General features: G+C 75.5%; 14 protein-coding genes. 7 read left to right on the top strand and 7 right to left on the bottom strand.

Annotated features, from left to right (window positions below; translation table 11 throughout):
• The first annotated feature begins 73 nt into the window (after nt 1-73).
• Entirely contained in the window at nt 74-502 is a 429-nt protein-coding gene (locus tag ABZZ17_RS28390; RefSeq protein WP_356879974.1) for a tetratricopeptide repeat protein, read from the top strand.
• An 88-nt stretch (nt 503-590) separates the two neighbouring features.
• Here ABZZ17_RS28390 and ABZZ17_RS28385 read toward each other — a convergent pair whose 3' ends face one another.
• Complete coding sequence (locus ABZZ17_RS28385; RefSeq protein WP_356879972.1) at nt 591-848, bottom strand: DUF6343 family protein; 258 nt, start codon at nt 846-848, stop codon at nt 591-593.
• Nucleotides 849-929: 81 nt separating this feature from the next.
• Nucleotides 930-1,553, bottom strand: coding sequence for a hypothetical protein (locus tag ABZZ17_RS28380; protein ID WP_356879970.1), 624 nt, complete (start codon nt 1,551-1,553; stop codon nt 930-932).
• 174 nt (nt 1,554-1,727) lie between these two features.
• Between ABZZ17_RS28380 and ABZZ17_RS28375 the strand changes: the two genes are divergently transcribed.
• The 3 genes from ABZZ17_RS28375 (at nt 1,728) to ABZZ17_RS28365 (ending at nt 7,545) form a co-directional block, all read left to right on the top strand.
• On the top strand, nt 1,728-3,380 hold the full coding sequence (locus tag ABZZ17_RS28375; protein WP_356879968.1) for a helix-turn-helix domain-containing protein: 1,653 nt from the start codon (nt 1,728-1,730) through the stop codon (nt 3,378-3,380).
• 134 nt (nt 3,381-3,514) lie between these two features.
• A complete protein-coding gene (locus ABZZ17_RS28370; RefSeq protein WP_356879966.1) occupies nt 3,515-6,346 on the top strand; it encodes a DEAD/DEAH box helicase in 2,832 nt (943 codons plus the stop codon).
• Nucleotides 6,343-7,545 carry an SWIM zinc finger family protein gene (locus tag ABZZ17_RS28365; RefSeq protein ID WP_356879964.1) on the top strand — a complete coding sequence of 401 codons (1,203 nt, stop codon included), beginning with the start codon at nt 6,343-6,345 and terminating at the stop codon, nt 7,543-7,545. Before ABZZ17_RS28370 ends, ABZZ17_RS28365 begins: the two co-directional genes overlap by 4 nt.
• Here ABZZ17_RS28365 and ABZZ17_RS28360 read toward each other — a convergent pair.
• Entirely contained in the window at nt 7,526-8,074 is a 549-nt protein-coding gene (locus ABZZ17_RS28360) for a hypothetical protein (protein WP_356879962.1), read from the bottom strand. The two genes, ABZZ17_RS28365 and ABZZ17_RS28360, sit on opposite strands and share 20 nt — an antisense overlap.
• A 127-nt stretch (nt 8,075-8,201) precedes the next feature.
• On the opposite strand from ABZZ17_RS28360, the gene ABZZ17_RS28355 reads away from it, so the two are divergent.
• Nucleotides 8,202-8,912 (top strand): chaplin, encoded by a 711-nt coding sequence (locus tag ABZZ17_RS28355; protein WP_356879960.1) that lies wholly within the window; start codon nt 8,202-8,204, stop codon nt 8,910-8,912.
• On the opposite strand, the gene ABZZ17_RS28350 is transcribed toward ABZZ17_RS28355, so the two are convergent.
• Nucleotides 8,905-9,564 (bottom strand): DUF2293 domain-containing protein, encoded by a 660-nt coding sequence (locus tag ABZZ17_RS28350; RefSeq protein ID WP_356879958.1) that lies wholly within the window; start codon nt 9,562-9,564, stop codon nt 8,905-8,907. The genes ABZZ17_RS28355 and ABZZ17_RS28350 overlap by 8 nt on opposite strands.
• Before the next feature lie 196 nt (nt 9,565-9,760).
• Here ABZZ17_RS28350 and ABZZ17_RS28345 point away from each other — a divergent pair, with 196 nt between their 5' ends.
• Entirely contained in the window at nt 9,761-10,072 is a 312-nt protein-coding gene (locus tag ABZZ17_RS28345) for a cupin domain-containing protein (RefSeq protein ID WP_356879956.1), read from the top strand.
• Nucleotides 10,073-10,179: 107 nt separating this feature from the next.
• On the opposite strand, the gene ABZZ17_RS28340 is transcribed toward ABZZ17_RS28345, so the two are convergent.
• On the bottom strand, nt 10,180-11,625 hold the full coding sequence (locus ABZZ17_RS28340; RefSeq protein WP_356879954.1) for a WGR domain-containing protein: 1,446 nt from the start codon (nt 11,623-11,625) through the stop codon (nt 10,180-10,182).
• Between the two features lie 91 nt (nt 11,626-11,716).
• On the opposite strand from ABZZ17_RS28340, the gene ABZZ17_RS28335 reads away from it, so the two are divergent.
• Nucleotides 11,717-12,361: a uridine kinase gene (locus ABZZ17_RS28335; protein WP_356879952.1), complete on the top strand. Its 645-nt coding sequence runs from the start codon at nt 11,717-11,719 to the stop codon at nt 12,359-12,361.
• A 79-nt stretch (nt 12,362-12,440) separates the two neighbouring features.
• Here ABZZ17_RS28335 and ABZZ17_RS28330 read toward each other — a convergent pair whose 3' ends face one another.
• Together ABZZ17_RS28330 and ABZZ17_RS28325 are read right to left on the bottom strand one after the other, a co-directional pair.
• Nucleotides 12,441-13,364 (bottom strand): PfkB family carbohydrate kinase, encoded by a 924-nt coding sequence (locus tag ABZZ17_RS28330; protein ID WP_356879950.1) that lies wholly within the window; start codon nt 13,362-13,364, stop codon nt 12,441-12,443.
• Complete coding sequence (locus tag ABZZ17_RS28325; protein WP_356879948.1) at nt 13,361-14,293, bottom strand: pseudouridine-5'-phosphate glycosidase; 933 nt, start codon at nt 14,291-14,293, stop codon at nt 13,361-13,363. Before ABZZ17_RS28325 ends, ABZZ17_RS28330 begins: the two co-directional genes overlap by 4 nt.
• Between the last annotated feature and the right edge of the window lie 318 nt (nt 14,294-14,611).

The following is a 14,611-nucleotide window of genomic DNA, read 5'->3' as shown; positions in this document are numbered from 1 at the left end:
GGGAGCGCCCGGCGCGGAATAGCGGGTGCTGCGGAGCGCGTTGAACGCGCCCGTAGAGGGAAGGAAAGACACCGTGTCCGATACCACGCCCCCGCCCCAGCAGCCGCCGTCCACGCCGTCCGGAGCGGGGTCGTCCGGCTCCGCGAGCCCCGAGACGCACGTCATCGACTTCCGGGCCGCCGAGCAGCTGTTGGCCGCACGCGACCCGCGCGGCGCGGTCAAGCTCCTCGACTCCGTCATAGCCGCCCACCCCGAGAACACCGCCGCCCGGCTGCTGCGCGCCCGGGCCTTCTTCGCGGCCGCGCAGCTGCGGCCGGCCGAGCTGGAGTTCGAGCTGGTGCTGGAGCGCGAGCCGGACAACGCCTTCGCCCACTTCGCGCTGGCCCGCACCCACGAACGCTCCGGCCGGCGCGAGCAGGCCCGCCGGCACTTCCGGCTGGCCGCCGCCCTCGATCCGCAGCCCGAGTACCTGGCGGCGGCGCGGTTCGACGACACGCCCTGACGTTCGCGGTTCGAGGACACGCCCTGACGTTCCGGTCCGGGCGAGGCCTTCGAACACGAGGCCTCCCACCACGAGGCCTTCACACGGCCTAGCCGCGCGGCGGCTCGTACGGCGGGACGTCGCGGCCGGGCTGGTAGTGCGGGCCCTGGCGGATGTGCCGGGTCACGACGACCAGGTCGACCGCGGCGAGCAGGGCGACCACCCCGCAGGCGGCGGCCCACCCGGGCCGGCCGGCCAGCGAGAAGGCGGCCGTCCCCCCCGCGGCCCACACCAGCCCCCACAAGCTCAGCCAGAACCGCAGCCGCAGCGGACTGCGGGCGGTCACCGGCTCGTTTCCGGAACGCATGCCCATCGCCTCGTCCCGTGCTGGATCGCCGGGTCTCGGATTCCATGGTCCCACTCGGGGGCCGGGTGCGGGGCGCCCGGGTTACGGGTTGAGCTTCTTGACGGCCGTGGTCGTCGTCTTCTTGAAGGCGGGCACGGGGGCGTCCGTCAGGTGTCCCATCTGGCCCCAGTTCACGACGGTCACCGTGGAACCGTCGCGTCCGATCCCGTACAGGTGCACGCCCGGCTCGGACTCCGGAATGGAGGCGTGGACCCCGTAGACGTGTGCGCCCTCCTCGACCGCGAGCTTCCCGTAGTCCTGCCAGGAAGCCGTCCCGCCCGGGGTCGCGCGCAGCCAGTCGGCGGCGCAGGCCGCGACCTTGCGCTCCAGGGCCGTCACCAGCTTGGCGGCCGCGGCGTCCGAGGCGGTCCGCACGGAGATCTGGGCGGCGCCGGTGTCGAACTCGGTGCCGAAGGTGCGGTGCCAGCTGCCGGCCGCCGGGAGCACCCCGTCCAGGCAGAACGGAGCGGTCTCCTGGAGCCCCTTGGTGACCTTCCCGGCGAACCAGGGGGAGGAGGGGTGCGGCGGCAGGTCGGTTCCGCTCAGGAACCCGGGCGCGGTCGGGGCGGCCGTCGCGGTGGTCGAGGTGGTCAGGAGCAGGGCGGCGGCGGCCGCGAGGACCGCGGTGGCCAGGGCGGAGGCGCCGGAGGCGGAGCGTCGGAACACGGTGTTCTCCCCGTAGAGGTGCGGTGTGGAGGTCGACTGCGTCCACAGCCTTCCCCCGCTGCGGGGTGTCAGGCCAGGGAACCCGCCCGATCCGGGACACTGGAACGGCCGTACATGCCGTCACCTGGGGGAACACCCCCTGCATGGAACGGCGTCACGGGACGGGGGAGTGCTGTGGGCGAGGCGGAACGGCCGGCGCGGGGGCCGGTCGAGACGGAGACGTTCGCGCGGCTGATGCGGGAGCTGAAGGAACGCGGGGGGCTGAGTTACGGGTCGTTGGCGCGGCGGCTGCACACCAGTACGTCGACCCTGCACCGGTACTGCAACGGGGAGGCGGTGCCCGCGGAGTTCGCGGTGCTGGACCGCTTCGCACGGGCCTGCGGGGCGAGCCGGGAGCAGGCGGTGGAACTGCACCGGGCCTGGCTGCTGGCCGACGCCCGGCGCAGGTCGGCGGCGCACCCGGAACACGAGCCGGTACGGGGGCCCGAGCGGGGTCCCGAGCGGGACCGGGCCGCGGAGGCGGCCTCCGTGGTGGGGTCCGGAGCGGAGCCCGGGGCAGTGCCTGGGGCGGAGACCGGTGCGGGGCCTGGGGAGGCCCCCGTGGGGGAGCCGGGGGCGGAGACCGGCCCCGTGCCGAAGGGGCCGTCCGGGCCGGTGCTCGACCCGGCGCCGGGGGAGTCGCCCGGGGCGGGACCGGAGTCCATCACCGGGACGCCGTCCGCGGCGGTGCCCGCTCCCGGGGCCGGGCCGGAGGCCCTCCCGGGCCCGGCTGCCGCACCTGTCCGGGACGCGGTACCGGGCGCCGTACGCGCAACCGCTTCGGCGTCCGGCTCCGGCTCCGGGAACGGGGCCGTGGTGGTCGTCGGGGCCGGGGCCGTTCCCGGGGCCGGGGGCGCTGGGGGAGGGCGGCGGGCCTGGTACCGGCGGCGGGGCGTCGCGGTGGCCGCCGCCGGTGTGACGGCCGCCGCGGTGGTGGCGGGGGTGCTGGCCGCGGCCGGACCGGAGCGCCGTCACGCACAGGCGGGGCCGACGGGGGACCAGGCCGCCGTCTCGCCGTCGCAGCCCCGTACGCCGGCCTCCGGGGGCCCGCCCGTCCCCTCCCCGTCGGCGTCGGCGCCGCCCGCCGCCGCCCCGCCGGCGTCCTCGCCCTCCCCCTCCGCATCCGCCCCGCCGGCCGCCGCGCCGGCGCCCGCACCGACCCCGCCGACGGCGGCGGTGGCGCCGCTCAGGACGGCCGTACGGTCCCACGTGTGGGCGGCGGGCTGCGAGCACGCCTACCTCTCCGAGCGCACCCCGGCGCAGATGCCCCCGCCCCCCGTGGAGGCGGACGCCCCCGCCTGGGCGCAGGCGCAGCAGGCGGTGCACGCCGGGAGCCAGACCGTCGAGATCACCGTGCACGGGACGGGGGAGGGCGCCGTGGTCCTCCAGGACCTGGACGTACGGGTCACCGCGCGGCGCACCCCGCCGGCCTGGAACGTCTACCAGATGTCCCAGGGCTGCGGCGGCGCCCTCACCCCGGCCGCCTTCGCCGTCAACCTCGACGCGCCGAGGCCGCAGGCGCGGCCCGTCGCGGGGAACGACGGCGGGGACCGGATCCCGGCACCGGCGTTCCCGCTGCGGGTCTCGGCGGGGGAACCGGCCGTGCTGCGGGTGGTGGCGGCCGCCACCGGCTGCGACTGCGAGTGGTACCTCGACCTGCGCTGGACGGGCCCCGGCGGGTCCGGCACCCTCCGCCTCGACGAGAACGGCCGGCCCTGGCGGACGAGCGCCACCGCCGGGCGGCCCGAGTACGGCTTCGCGAGCGAGCTGGGCCGCTGGGCGAAGTAGGCGGCGCAGCATCGGCGGGGCGGCCGTAGCCGCAGGTCAGGGGGTGTTGTCGGTGGGCCCGCCTAGACTCGGCGGCAGTGGATCCGCCATGACCGGGCGGAGCCGGGGCGAGCAGGAAGGGGGACGACGCCGTGATGCCGCAGTCGCCATCACCCGCAGCGTCGACGTCGTCGTTGCTCCGGCGCGCCGCCGTGTTCCTGCCCGCCGCCGTGCCCCGTGAGGGGCGGGTCGTCTTCTGGTGTCCCGCCGGTGATCCGCTGCCCGAGGCCGGGAGCCCCCATCCGCTCCAGGTGGTCCGCCCGCACGGCGACGGGGTCCGCACCCGCACCGTGCCCGGCGTGTCCCTGACCGTCGCCGAAGCCCTCCCCCTCCTCGTGCGGGCCGCCCGCAGCCCGGCGGCCTCGCCCGCCACCCGGGCCTGGGGCACCGCCGCGGCCCAGGCCCTGTCCCTCGTGGCCCGGGGCCGGCTGCTGCCCGGGGTCACCCCGGACGGCATCGACGCCTGGCGCGCGGGCCCGCTCGACGCCGGGGACGTCGGCCACCTGCGTGCCGTCGCCGCCGCCATGCCGTACGAGGGGTACGCCAGCCCGCTCGCGGGCCGCCGCCCGCTGACCCTGCCCGAACCGGAGGCCCTGGTGCGGGCCTTCCTCGACGCCGTCGCCGACACGCTGCCCAGGACCGCGGCGGCGCCTTTCGCCGCCGGCCGGCCGTTCGCCGCGCAGGAGCCGCAGCGGGTACCGGGGATACAGGAATGGGCCGCACAGGTCGCGGCCGGAGCCGATGCCGGGGTGGGCATCTCGCTGCGGCTCGACCTGTCGTCCTTCCGCCTCTTCGACGAGGCCGAACCGCAGGACGTGCGCCGGGCGGGCGCCGCGGTGGTCCAGGTCCACAGCCTCGCCGACCCGACGCTGGTGACCGACGCCGGGCTGCTGTGGGCCGGTGCGGCCGCCGCCGCGTTCGGGCCCCGCGCCCGGATCGACGCCGTGCTCGCGCTGCGCCGCGCCGCCCGGGTCTGGCCGCCGCTGCTGCGCCTGCTCGACCAGCCCGTACCGGACGCCCTCGCGCTGTCCGACCCGGAGCTGGAGGACCTGCTGGGCGCGGCCGCACCCCGGCTCGCGGCGGCGGGAGTACCGGTCCACTGGCCGCGCGAGCTGGCCCGTACGCTCTCCGCGACCGCCGTGGTCCGGTCCACCGCTCCGGGTTCCGCCACCGACGGCACCGCCTTCTTCGACGCGGCGGGGCTGTTCGCCTTCTCCTGGGAGCTGGCGCTGGGCGGCGACCGGCTCACCCCCGGGGAGATGGACGCCCTCGCGCAGGCGCACCGGCCCGTGGTGCGGCTGCGCGACCAGTGGGTGCGGGTCGATCCGGCGCTGGTGCGCAAGGCGCGCAAGCGGGAGCTGGGCCTGCTGGACCCGGTGGACGCGCTGGCCACCGTCCTGAGCGGGACGGCCGAGGTCGACGGGGAGCCGGTGCCCGCCGTCCCCGTGGGCGCGCTGGCCGCGCTGCGCGACCGGCTGACCGGGGACCTCGACCCGGTCGCGCCGCCCGCCGCCCTGAAGGCCACGCTGCGGGACTATCAGCTGCGCGGGCTGGCGTGGCTCGACCTGATGACCTCGCTCGGCCTCGGCGGCTGCCTGGCCGACGACATGGGCCTCGGCAAGACCGTCACCCTGATCGCCCTGCACCTGCACCGCGACCGCCCCGAGCCCACCCTCGTCGTCTGCCCGGCCTCCCTCCTGGGCAACTGGCAGCGGGAGATCGAGAGGTTCGCGCCCGGCACGCTGGTACGCCGCTTCCACGGCGGCAGCCGCATCCTCGACGGACTCGAAGGCGGCTTCGTCCTCACCACGTACGCCACCATGCGCGCCGGAGCCGCCCGCCTCGCCGGGCAGGACTGGGGCATGGTCGTCGCGGACGAGGCCCAGCACGTGAAGAACCCGCATTCGGCGACGGCGAAGGCGCTGCGCACCATCCCGGCGCCGGCCCGCGTCGCTCTCACCGGCACTCCCGTGGAGAACAACCTGTCGGAGCTGTGGGCCCTGCTCGACTGGACGACTCCGGGGCTGCTCGGTCCCCTCACCGCCTTCCGCGCCCGCCACGCCCGTCCGGTCGAGCACCAGCAGGAGGAGGACGGCGGCAACGAGGCGGCGGTGGCCCGGCTGGCGGCGCTGGTGCGGCCGTTCCTGCTGCGGCGCAAGAAGTCCGACCCGGGCATCGCCCCCGAGCTCCCGCCGAAGACGGAGACCGACCACCCGGTGTCCCTCACCCGCGAACAGGCCTCCCTCTACCAGGCGGCGGTGGAGGAGGCGATGGCCGTGATCGAGGCGAGCGAGGGCATCGAACGGCGCGGCATGATCATGAAGCTGCTGGCCTCGCTCAAGCAGATCTGCAACCACCCCGCCCAGTACCTGAAGGAGGAGCCGCCCCGGATCCCGCACCGCTCGGGCAAGCTGGCCCTGCTGGACGAACTGCTGGACACGATCCTGGCCGAGGGCGGCTCGGTGCTGGTCTTCACGCAGTACGTGACGATGGGCCGGATCATCGAGCGGCATCTGGCGGCCCGGGGCATCTCCCACCAGTTCCTGCACGGCGGGACGCCGGTCCCGCGCCGCGAGGAGCTCGTCGACCGCTTCCAGTCCGGGGAGATCCCGGTGTTCCTGCTGTCCCTCAAGGCGGCCGGGACGGGCCTGAACCTGACCCGGGCCGGACACGTCGTCCACTTCGACCGCTGGTGGAACCCGGCCGTCGAGGAACAGGCCACCGACCGCGCCTACCGCATCGGCCAGACCCAGCCCGTCCAGGTCCACCGGATCATCGCCGAGGGCACCGTCGAGGACCGCATCGCCGAACTCCTGGAGTCCAAGCGCGCGCTGGCCGACGCCGTCCTGGGCTCCGGGGAGTCGGCGCTGACCGAACTCACCGACCGGGAACTCGCCGACCTCGTCTCGCTGCGGAGGCCCGCATGATCACCGCACGGGACGACCGGCGCCGCACCTTCGAGACCGTACCCGCCGGACTGGACGCGAAGACCTGGTGGGGGCGGGCCTGGGTCGCCGCGCTGGAGGCCCGCGCGCACGACGCGGCCCGGCTCGCGCGCGGCCGGACGTACGCGACCGAAGGACACGTCGAAGCCGTCACGGTCACCCCCGGCCGGATCGTGGCCTACGTACGGGGCAGCAAGGCCCGCCCGTACCGCACGGAGCTGTCCCTCGGCGCCTTCACGGACGCCGAGTGGGCGGAGGTCCTGGAGGTGGTGGCGGCGGAACCCGCCGCCCTCGCGGCCCTCCTGGAGCGGGAGGTCCCGCAGTCCCTCGCGGAGACGGTCCTGCCCGGAGCCGGCGAGCTCGTACCCCGCTGCTCCTGCCCCGACGCGGGCCGGCCCTGCAAGCACGCGGCGGCCCTCTGCTACCGGGCGGCCCGTCTCCTCGACCAGGACCCCTTCGTGCTGCTCCTGCTGCGGGGCCGCGGCGAGCGGGAACTCCTCGACGAACTCGCCCGGCGCAACGCCGCCCACGCCGCGCGCGAACAGCCCGACGCCGCACCGGACTTCCCCGGCGTGCCCGCCCGCGCGGCGGTGGCCCGCACCGGCCTGCCCCCGCTGCCCGCCCCGCTCACCCCGCCCGCCGCCGCGGGTCTGCCGCCCGCCTACCCGGCCGACCCCGCCGCGCCGGACCCGCTGGCCCTGGACCAGCTCGCGACCGACGCGGCCGCCCGCGCCCTCGCGCTGCTCACCACCGGAGCCGACCCGACCGGACACCTCACCCTGTGGCAGGACGCCGTCCGGCTGGCCTCGGCGCACCACACCGCGGGGCTCACCGGCCCGGCCCGCGTCCTGTACCGGGACCTCGCGCGCGCCACCGGCCGCTCCACCACCGAGCTGGCCCGGGCCGCCGCGGCCTGGCGGCAGGGCGGGCTGCCCGCGCTCACCGTCCTCGACGAGCCCTGGGACCCCCCGGCCGGTCCCTTCGACCGGGCCCGGCCCGCCCTCCTCGCCGCCGGACTGGGGAGCTTCCGTCCGGAGCGCAACCGCCTGACCGCCCGCACCCGTCAGCTCCGCCTCGGCCGCGAAGGCCTCTGGTACGCCTACGAGTCCCGCGCGGACGACGAGGACTGGTGGCCCGCCGCGGCCCCCTCCCCGGACCCGGTCACGGCGCTGTCCCGCTGACCTCACCCGCCCACCGGGACAGGGTGGTGAAGTCCCGTGCGCGCAGCCCGTGCCGGGGGAGGACCCGCAGGAGCAGGGCGGGGGCCGGGTGCCGGGCCGCGATCCAGGCCCGGTCGCGGGGAGTGATCATGTCGTCGACCCAGGCGAAGGGGCGGCCCGCCGCCCACTCCAGCAGGGGCCGCGTCTTCCACGAGAGGCCCTCGGGGTCGCGGGCGAACAGCTCAGGCCACTCGACGACCGGAAGATCGGTGGGGAGACCGACGTGCGGGGAGATCATCGTGTTGGCCTGGTGCGTCCAGGCGGTGGCCCAGACGATCTCGAAGGGCAGGGCCAACAGCCGTGCGCCGTGGGAGGGATGGAGCCGGACCCGGGCACCGCGTCGGGCCGCGCGCGACTGCGGATCGCGGTAGGAGAGCCAGACGTCCGGCCGCATCCGGTGGCTCGTGTACCCGCGCAGGGCGGCGAAGGGGGACCGGAACGGGTTGAGCGGGCCGTCCACGTCGAGGAGGAGCAGCGGGCGTTCAGTCATGAAGTAGGCAGTACCCAGTACACGATGGAGTGAAATGCCTACCGTCGCTATAACCCGAATGGGTTTACGGCGTTGTTTCCGGTGTGGGGGCAATGCCCCCTGAACCCTCCGGAAGGCAGGAAAACTGATGCGTCACAGTCGTCGGAACGGCTTGATCGCGGCGATGGTCGCGGGCGGTGGACTGGCGGTCGCGGGGGTGGGCGGCCTGGCCCATGCCGATGCGGAAGCGGGCGGGAAGGCGGAACGCTCCCCCGGGCTGCTCGCGGGGAACCTGGTGCAACTGCCCGTGCACACCCCGCTGAACGTGTGCGGGAACACGGTGAGCGTGGTCGGAGTCCTCAACTCGGCCGCCGGCAACCGCTGTACGAACGTCTCCCCGGGAGAGGGGAACCCCGGGCCGAGGCCCTCCGGTCCGGAGCGGGCCGGCGGTGGCGGATCCGCTGCGGCCAACGGCGGAGGAGCGGTCGCCCACGGAAGCGGAAAGGATTCGCCAGGACTGCTGTCCGGCAACGGGATCCAGCTTCCCGTCGATCTTCCGATCAACCTCAGCGGCAACTCCGTGAGCGTCGTCGGGGTCGGCAACAGCTCCCACGGGAACACCTCCGTCAACGGGGAGACCCCCACCGGCGGCAAGCCGCCGCAGCCGGTCACCCCGCCCGTCGCCCCGCGGCCGGTGACCCCGCCCGCACCTCCCGCACCCCCCGCGCCGCCGGTCCCGCCGCGCCACACCTCGGCACTCGCCCACACCGGTTCCGAGGGCATCGGCTACCTGCTGCCCGCCGGCGGCGGGCTGCTCCTCGGCGGGGCGCTGCTGTACCGCCGCTTCCGCCTCAACTAGCGGGCCGCGCCCGCCAGCCGTCCAGGATCGCGTCGATCCGCGCCGCCAGCCGGGCCCGGGCCGCGAACCGGGGGACGCCCGCCATCAGCAGGGCGTCGTACTCGGTGTCGATGTGCCGCACGGCCGCCCGGACCGCCACCGACACCGCCGGTTCGTCGAGGGCCCGGCCGGCCGCGCTGCGCCCGACGCGGCCGCTGCCGCGCAGCGAGGCGTGCGCGGCGATGGCCCGCGCGCGCTCCGGCGGGCACCCGGGGAACAACCGCAGGATCTCGGCGGTGAAGGCCGCGGTGAAACGGACGTCCTCGGCCGCGCGCCGCTGCCGGTCACGCTCCCGGCGGCGGGCGCGCGCGTCGGCGTCCGCGAGACAGGCCCGTTCGGCACGCGCCAGGGCCGCTTCCTCCACCAACAGCCCCTGCCGTTCGTACCGGCGGCGGCGCTTGTGCCGGCGTACGACGACGGCCGACAGCGAACTGGCCTCCCGGGCGCGCCGGGTGAGCGCCGCGTCTCCCCGCGGCAGGTAGACCAGGTGTCCCAGATCGGCACAGTCCAGACATTGCGGAACCCCCGCCTCGCGGACGAGGTGACGCAGCGGGCCCTGCCGGCACTCTGCGCAGTGGATCTGCTTCTGTGACTCGAAAACGACGAGACTCATGTGGGGGTGATACCGCTGACCGGTGCGTATATCACCTTGTAAAGATAGGTTGTTAGCCTTTCATCAACTCTTCTCGGACGTCATGATGTCCTCCTACCGTGAGTCGAGTGGGCCACGGCGGGCCCATGAGGGAGGGCACATGGGCGGACGGCAGGCCACGGCGAGGCGGCCGAGGGAGAAAGAGCCCTCGGACCTCATGCGCCGGGAGGTCGTCATAGAACCCGGAGGCTGCACGGGCTGGCACTACCACCAGGTGCCGCTGATGGCGGTCGTCAAGGCCGGAACCCTGACGCGGATCCTCGACGACGACAGCGTCGAGGTGCACACGGTCGGGGACACCTTCGTCGAACCCGAAGGCACCGGACACATCCACCTCGGCCGCAACCTCGGCACCGAGCCGATCGTGCTCCACGTGACCTGCGCCCTCCCGCAGGACGCCCCCTTCGCGGTGTCCGTCCCGGCCCCGCGCGGCGCCACCCCCTGCGCCTGCCCCGAACACCGCCGCTGAGCCGGCCCGCCCCGCGCGGGTACGGCCGGAGCCCGTGGAGACCCCCGTCCACCACGGACCCCGGCCGCACCCGCGCGGGACGGGCCGCCCCAGCCCCCCGCGCCCGCTCAGACCAGCCGGCGGATCTCCCCGCGCACCCGGTAGAAGCCACCGGCGGCCGGGTGCAGCCCGTCCACCACGTACCGCGCCCCGGCCTCCCGGATCCCGCGCGGGAACTGGACGTTCCACGCGGAGTCGAAGCCCTCCGAGACCACCTGCACCCGCATCCGGGACCCCTGCTGGACGCACTCGACGACGATGCCGCCGACCGGGACCGAGGCCCGCGAGACCGTCGCCACCGCGGCGGCCGAGGCCGCCGGGGTGAACACGGGCAGGGCCGCCGCCGACTTCACGTCCACCGCCGTGGGCACGGAACCCTGCTGGGCGGCCGCGATCGCCGCCTCGCTCGCGTCCACGCACACCAGCGAACCGTCCGTGGTGACCAGGTACAGCCGCTCGTCCAGGTACTGCATCGACAGCGCGGAGCCACCCCCGGTGCCGAGCTTCCACAGCCGGCGCCCGTCCGCGTCGAAGCAGTACACCGACGACGACGAGTCGCCCGCGAACACGTGCCGCCCGTCGGGCGAGGTCGCACACGAGTACACCGCCGCGTCACACGGGTAGGCGGCCTCGACCGCCCCCGTCGCCTTCGACAGGCGCTGCACGGTGTTGCGCACCGTGCCCGCGTACACGGCGTGCTCCTCCTGCCAGCCGAACAGCACCCCGCCCGGGGTCTTCGTGTGCCACAACTCCCCGGTGCCGTCGGCCGCGTAGGCCGTCACGCCGTTGCCGTGACCGTGGTAGACCGCACGCTCGTCCGCCCGGACCATCCAGGCACCGGCCCCGGAGGACTTCCGCGACCACTGGTGCTCGTCCTCGTGGTCGATGACGGTGAGGCCGCCGTTCGCGTCCGAGACGTTCAGGACGCCCTCGTGGATGTCGAGCCAGTAGATGTCCACGTCCGCCGCGATGCCGTAGGCCCCGAACGGCACCTTCGACGACAGGTCGTACACCGTGCCGTCGTCGCAGCCCGCGTATATCCAGAACTCGTCCGCGACCAGGCACTTCACCCCGTCCGGCAGGGAGTAGCGGGCCAGTACCTCACCGGAGTGGCTCACCGTGTAGACGTCACCGGCCTGGTTGCCGACCCAGCAGCGGTCCTCGTCCACGTGGATGCCGAACGCCGAGGAGCCGGTACGGAACCGCCACAGCACCGGGGCCACGGCGCGCGCCGTCGAAGGCGCCGAAGCAACCTGGCGGCGGGTCACCGAACGGGCGGCGCGCGCCCCGCGCACGGCCGGCGCGTACCCCTTGCGGACCTTCTCGCCGATCTTCTTGGCCGCGGCCGCCCGGGCCCTCTCCGCCGTCGGGAACGAGGAACTCTGCAACTGGCCGTCGGCGCCGATGCGTCCGTAGCGCACCGAGACGGCGGTGCCGTCCACCGTCACCTCGTAGAACTTGTGCGCGGCGCCGTCTTCCTGCGACAGCTCCAGATACGTCGTCTCCCGAGCCATGACAGACCCCTCCTCGAAGCCGGGCCGCCGGCTCCTGTGCACCGGTGATCCCCTCGTGAAAAAACTAAGCCCCACCACTGACAATGGACGGGTGCAGCTCGAAGCGATCACCTGGCAGCGGCTGGCCGAACGCCTGGCCGACCACCTCGACGGCCCCGGCACGGCCCCGGAGCAGGGGACTTGGCAGCGCATCGGCATCGACGGCGCGCCCGCCGCCGGGACCGGCGTGCTCGCCGGCCGCCTCGCCGACGCGCTGCGCCTGCGCGGCCGTTCGGTGCTGGTGGTGTCGGCCGAGGGCTTCCTGCGGCCGGCCTCGCTCCGCTTCGAGTACGGGCGCCAGGACGTGGATTCCTACCTCGGCGGCTGGTACGACACCGGCGCCCTGTGGCGCGAGGTCTTCGGCCCGACCGACCCCGGCGGGAGCGGCCGGGTCCTGCCCGACCTGTGGGACCCGGTGACCGACCGGGCCACCCGCAGCCCGTACGTCGAACTCGCCCCGGGCAGCGCGGTGATCGTCCACGGTCCGCTGCTGATGGGGCACTGGTTCCCCTTCGACCTCGGCGTGCACATCAGCCTCTCCCCGGCGGCCCTGGCCCGCCGTACCGAGGAGTCCGCGCGCTGGACGCTGCCGGCCTTCGCCCGCTACGCGCGGGAGACCGGCCCGGCCGAGGCCGCCGACGTCCTGGTCAAGGCGGACGACCCCGGGCACCCGGCCTGGAGCGGCCTGCCGGACTGAGCCCGGGGAAGGAGCGCCCGCCCGCCGCCCCGGTGCCGTGCCGGACGCCGCAGGTCCGGCGCGACCCCGCGGGCCCGCCCTACGAGGGCCGGCCGCCCAGCCGGGCGACGGCCAGCGCGGCGGTCCGGCAGCCGGCGCGGGCCGCCTCGACCGGGTCCGCGCCGTCCAGCCGGGCGGCGAGGAACCCGCCGGTGAAGGCGTCCCCGGCGCCCGTGGAATCCACCGCGGCGACGGGTTCCGCCGCGACCTCGGCGGTGATCCGGCCGCCCTCGGCCACCAGCGCCCCGCCCGCCCCCCGCGTGACGACCACCAGCGGTATCCGCCGGCTCAGCTCCTCGGCCGCCCGGGTCGCCCCGGCCGGTTCGGGCAGGCCGGCCAGCAGCCGGGCCTCGTCCTCGTTGGGCAGGAGCACCCCGGCCCCGGTGACGGCGGCCAGGAACCTCTCGCGGCCCAGCGCGGCCAGGAACCCCGCCGAAGCGGGGTCCACGCTGACCGGCACCCCCCGCGTCCGCGCCGCCCGCAGCGCGACCAGGGCCAGCTCCCGGCTGGTGTCGGCGAAGAACAGGTACCCCGACAGGTGCAGGTGCGCGGCGCCGTCCAGGAGGGCCGGCGCCCAGTCGGCGGGGCACAGGCGCAGGGAGGCCCCGCTGTCGGTCAGGAAGGTCCGCTCGGCGTCCTTGCCGACCAGGGCCACGACCGTCCCGGTCGGTTCCGACCGGTCGACGACCAGCCGGGGCCGCACCCCCGCGTCGACCAGGGCCCGCTCGTGCCAGCGTGCCGATTCGGAGCCCACCCGGGCGAGGAGGCGTACCTCGGCGGTTCCCGTACGGGCCGCCCAGCAGGCGGCGTTGGCGCCCGCCCCGCCCGGCAGGGTGCGGATCCGGGCGGCGGTGTCGGTGGCCGGGGCCAGGGGTTCCGGATGCACCGCGACGACGTCCGTCACCACGTCGCCGACGACCAGCAGCGCCCCCGGCGGGGCCGTCGGAGCCGCGGGCGCGCTCACGGCCGCGCCGCCCAGGCCCGCGCGATCCGGGCCCCGAGCCGCACGTTGCCCCGTACCGCCGCCAGGTTCGCCTCCAGTGAGGCGCCGCCCGTCGCCCGTACCAGGAACTCCAGCAGGAACGGCGTCACCGCCTGGCCCGTGATGCCCCGCTCGCGGCATGCGGCGAGGGCCTCGCCCAGCACCCGGTCGTGCAGCCGCGGATCCAACTGGTCCGCCTCCGGGACCGGATGGGCGACGACCAGGGCGGACTCGGGGCCTCCGACCGCGTCCTGGGCGGCCATCACCTCGGCTACCTCCTCCGGCCGGTGGACGGTCCAGTCCACCGGTTCACCGGAGTCGGCGAGGTAGAACCCGGGGAACCGCGCCGTCCCGTACCCGAGCAGCCCCACCCCGAGCGTCTCCAGGCGCTGGAGCGTCGCCGGCACGTCCAGGATCGACTTCACCCCCGCGCACACCACCGTGATCCGGGTCCGCGCGAGCAGCGACAGGTCCGCCGACTCGTCCAGCGACCGCGCCCACTCCCGGTGCACCCCGCCCAGCCCGCCCGTGGCGAACACCCGCAGCCCGGCCCGCGCCGCCAGCAGGGCCGTCGCGGAGACCGTCGTCGCCCCGGTCGCGCCCGTCGCCAGGGCCGGAGCCAGATCCCGGTGCCCGAGTTTGCGCACGTCCCCGCCCGAGGCGATCCGCTCCAGCCGGGCCTTGTCCAGACCCGCGTACGCCACCCCGTCGATCACCGCGATCGTCGCCGGAACCGCACCCTCCGCCCGGACCAGGGACTCCAGTTCCAGGCCCACCTCCAGATTGCGCGGACGGGGCAGGCCGTGCGCGATGATCGTCGACTCCAGGGCGACGACGGGCCGCCCGGCGCCGAGCGCCTCGCGTACCTCTTCCGACAGGACCGGGACCTCGGTTGCTCTGTGCTGTGGCATGTCCCCATCCATGGCGCATGATGCGCGCCCCCAAACGCGCTGCCCCCGCTCCCGCACCAACCTGTCCGACTAGTGCCCTGACCGGAAAGGTCCACCGGGTCGCGACGCCCGGCACGGAACCTCTCCGCGTTGTCGGACCACGGAGGTACGTCCGGTACGAGCCGCGGCCCGGCCTTGAGATGCACCGCACCGGACGCCGCGACCCGGCAGACCTTCCCGGCCACGGCACTAGGCACTGTCTTCAAAGGGTTCTGATGGGGGATCATGTGCCGCATGGTGCGTCGTCATGAACTGTCGGATCTGGAGTGGGAAGCGTTG

It is taken from the genome of Streptomyces sp. NPDC006512 (genome assembly GCF_040611935.1).
Classification (GTDB): Bacteria; Actinomycetota; Actinomycetes; order Streptomycetales; family Streptomycetaceae; genus Streptomyces.
Note: the sequence above shows the minus strand (reverse complement) of the source record. Positions and strands in the feature narration are given on the sequence as shown.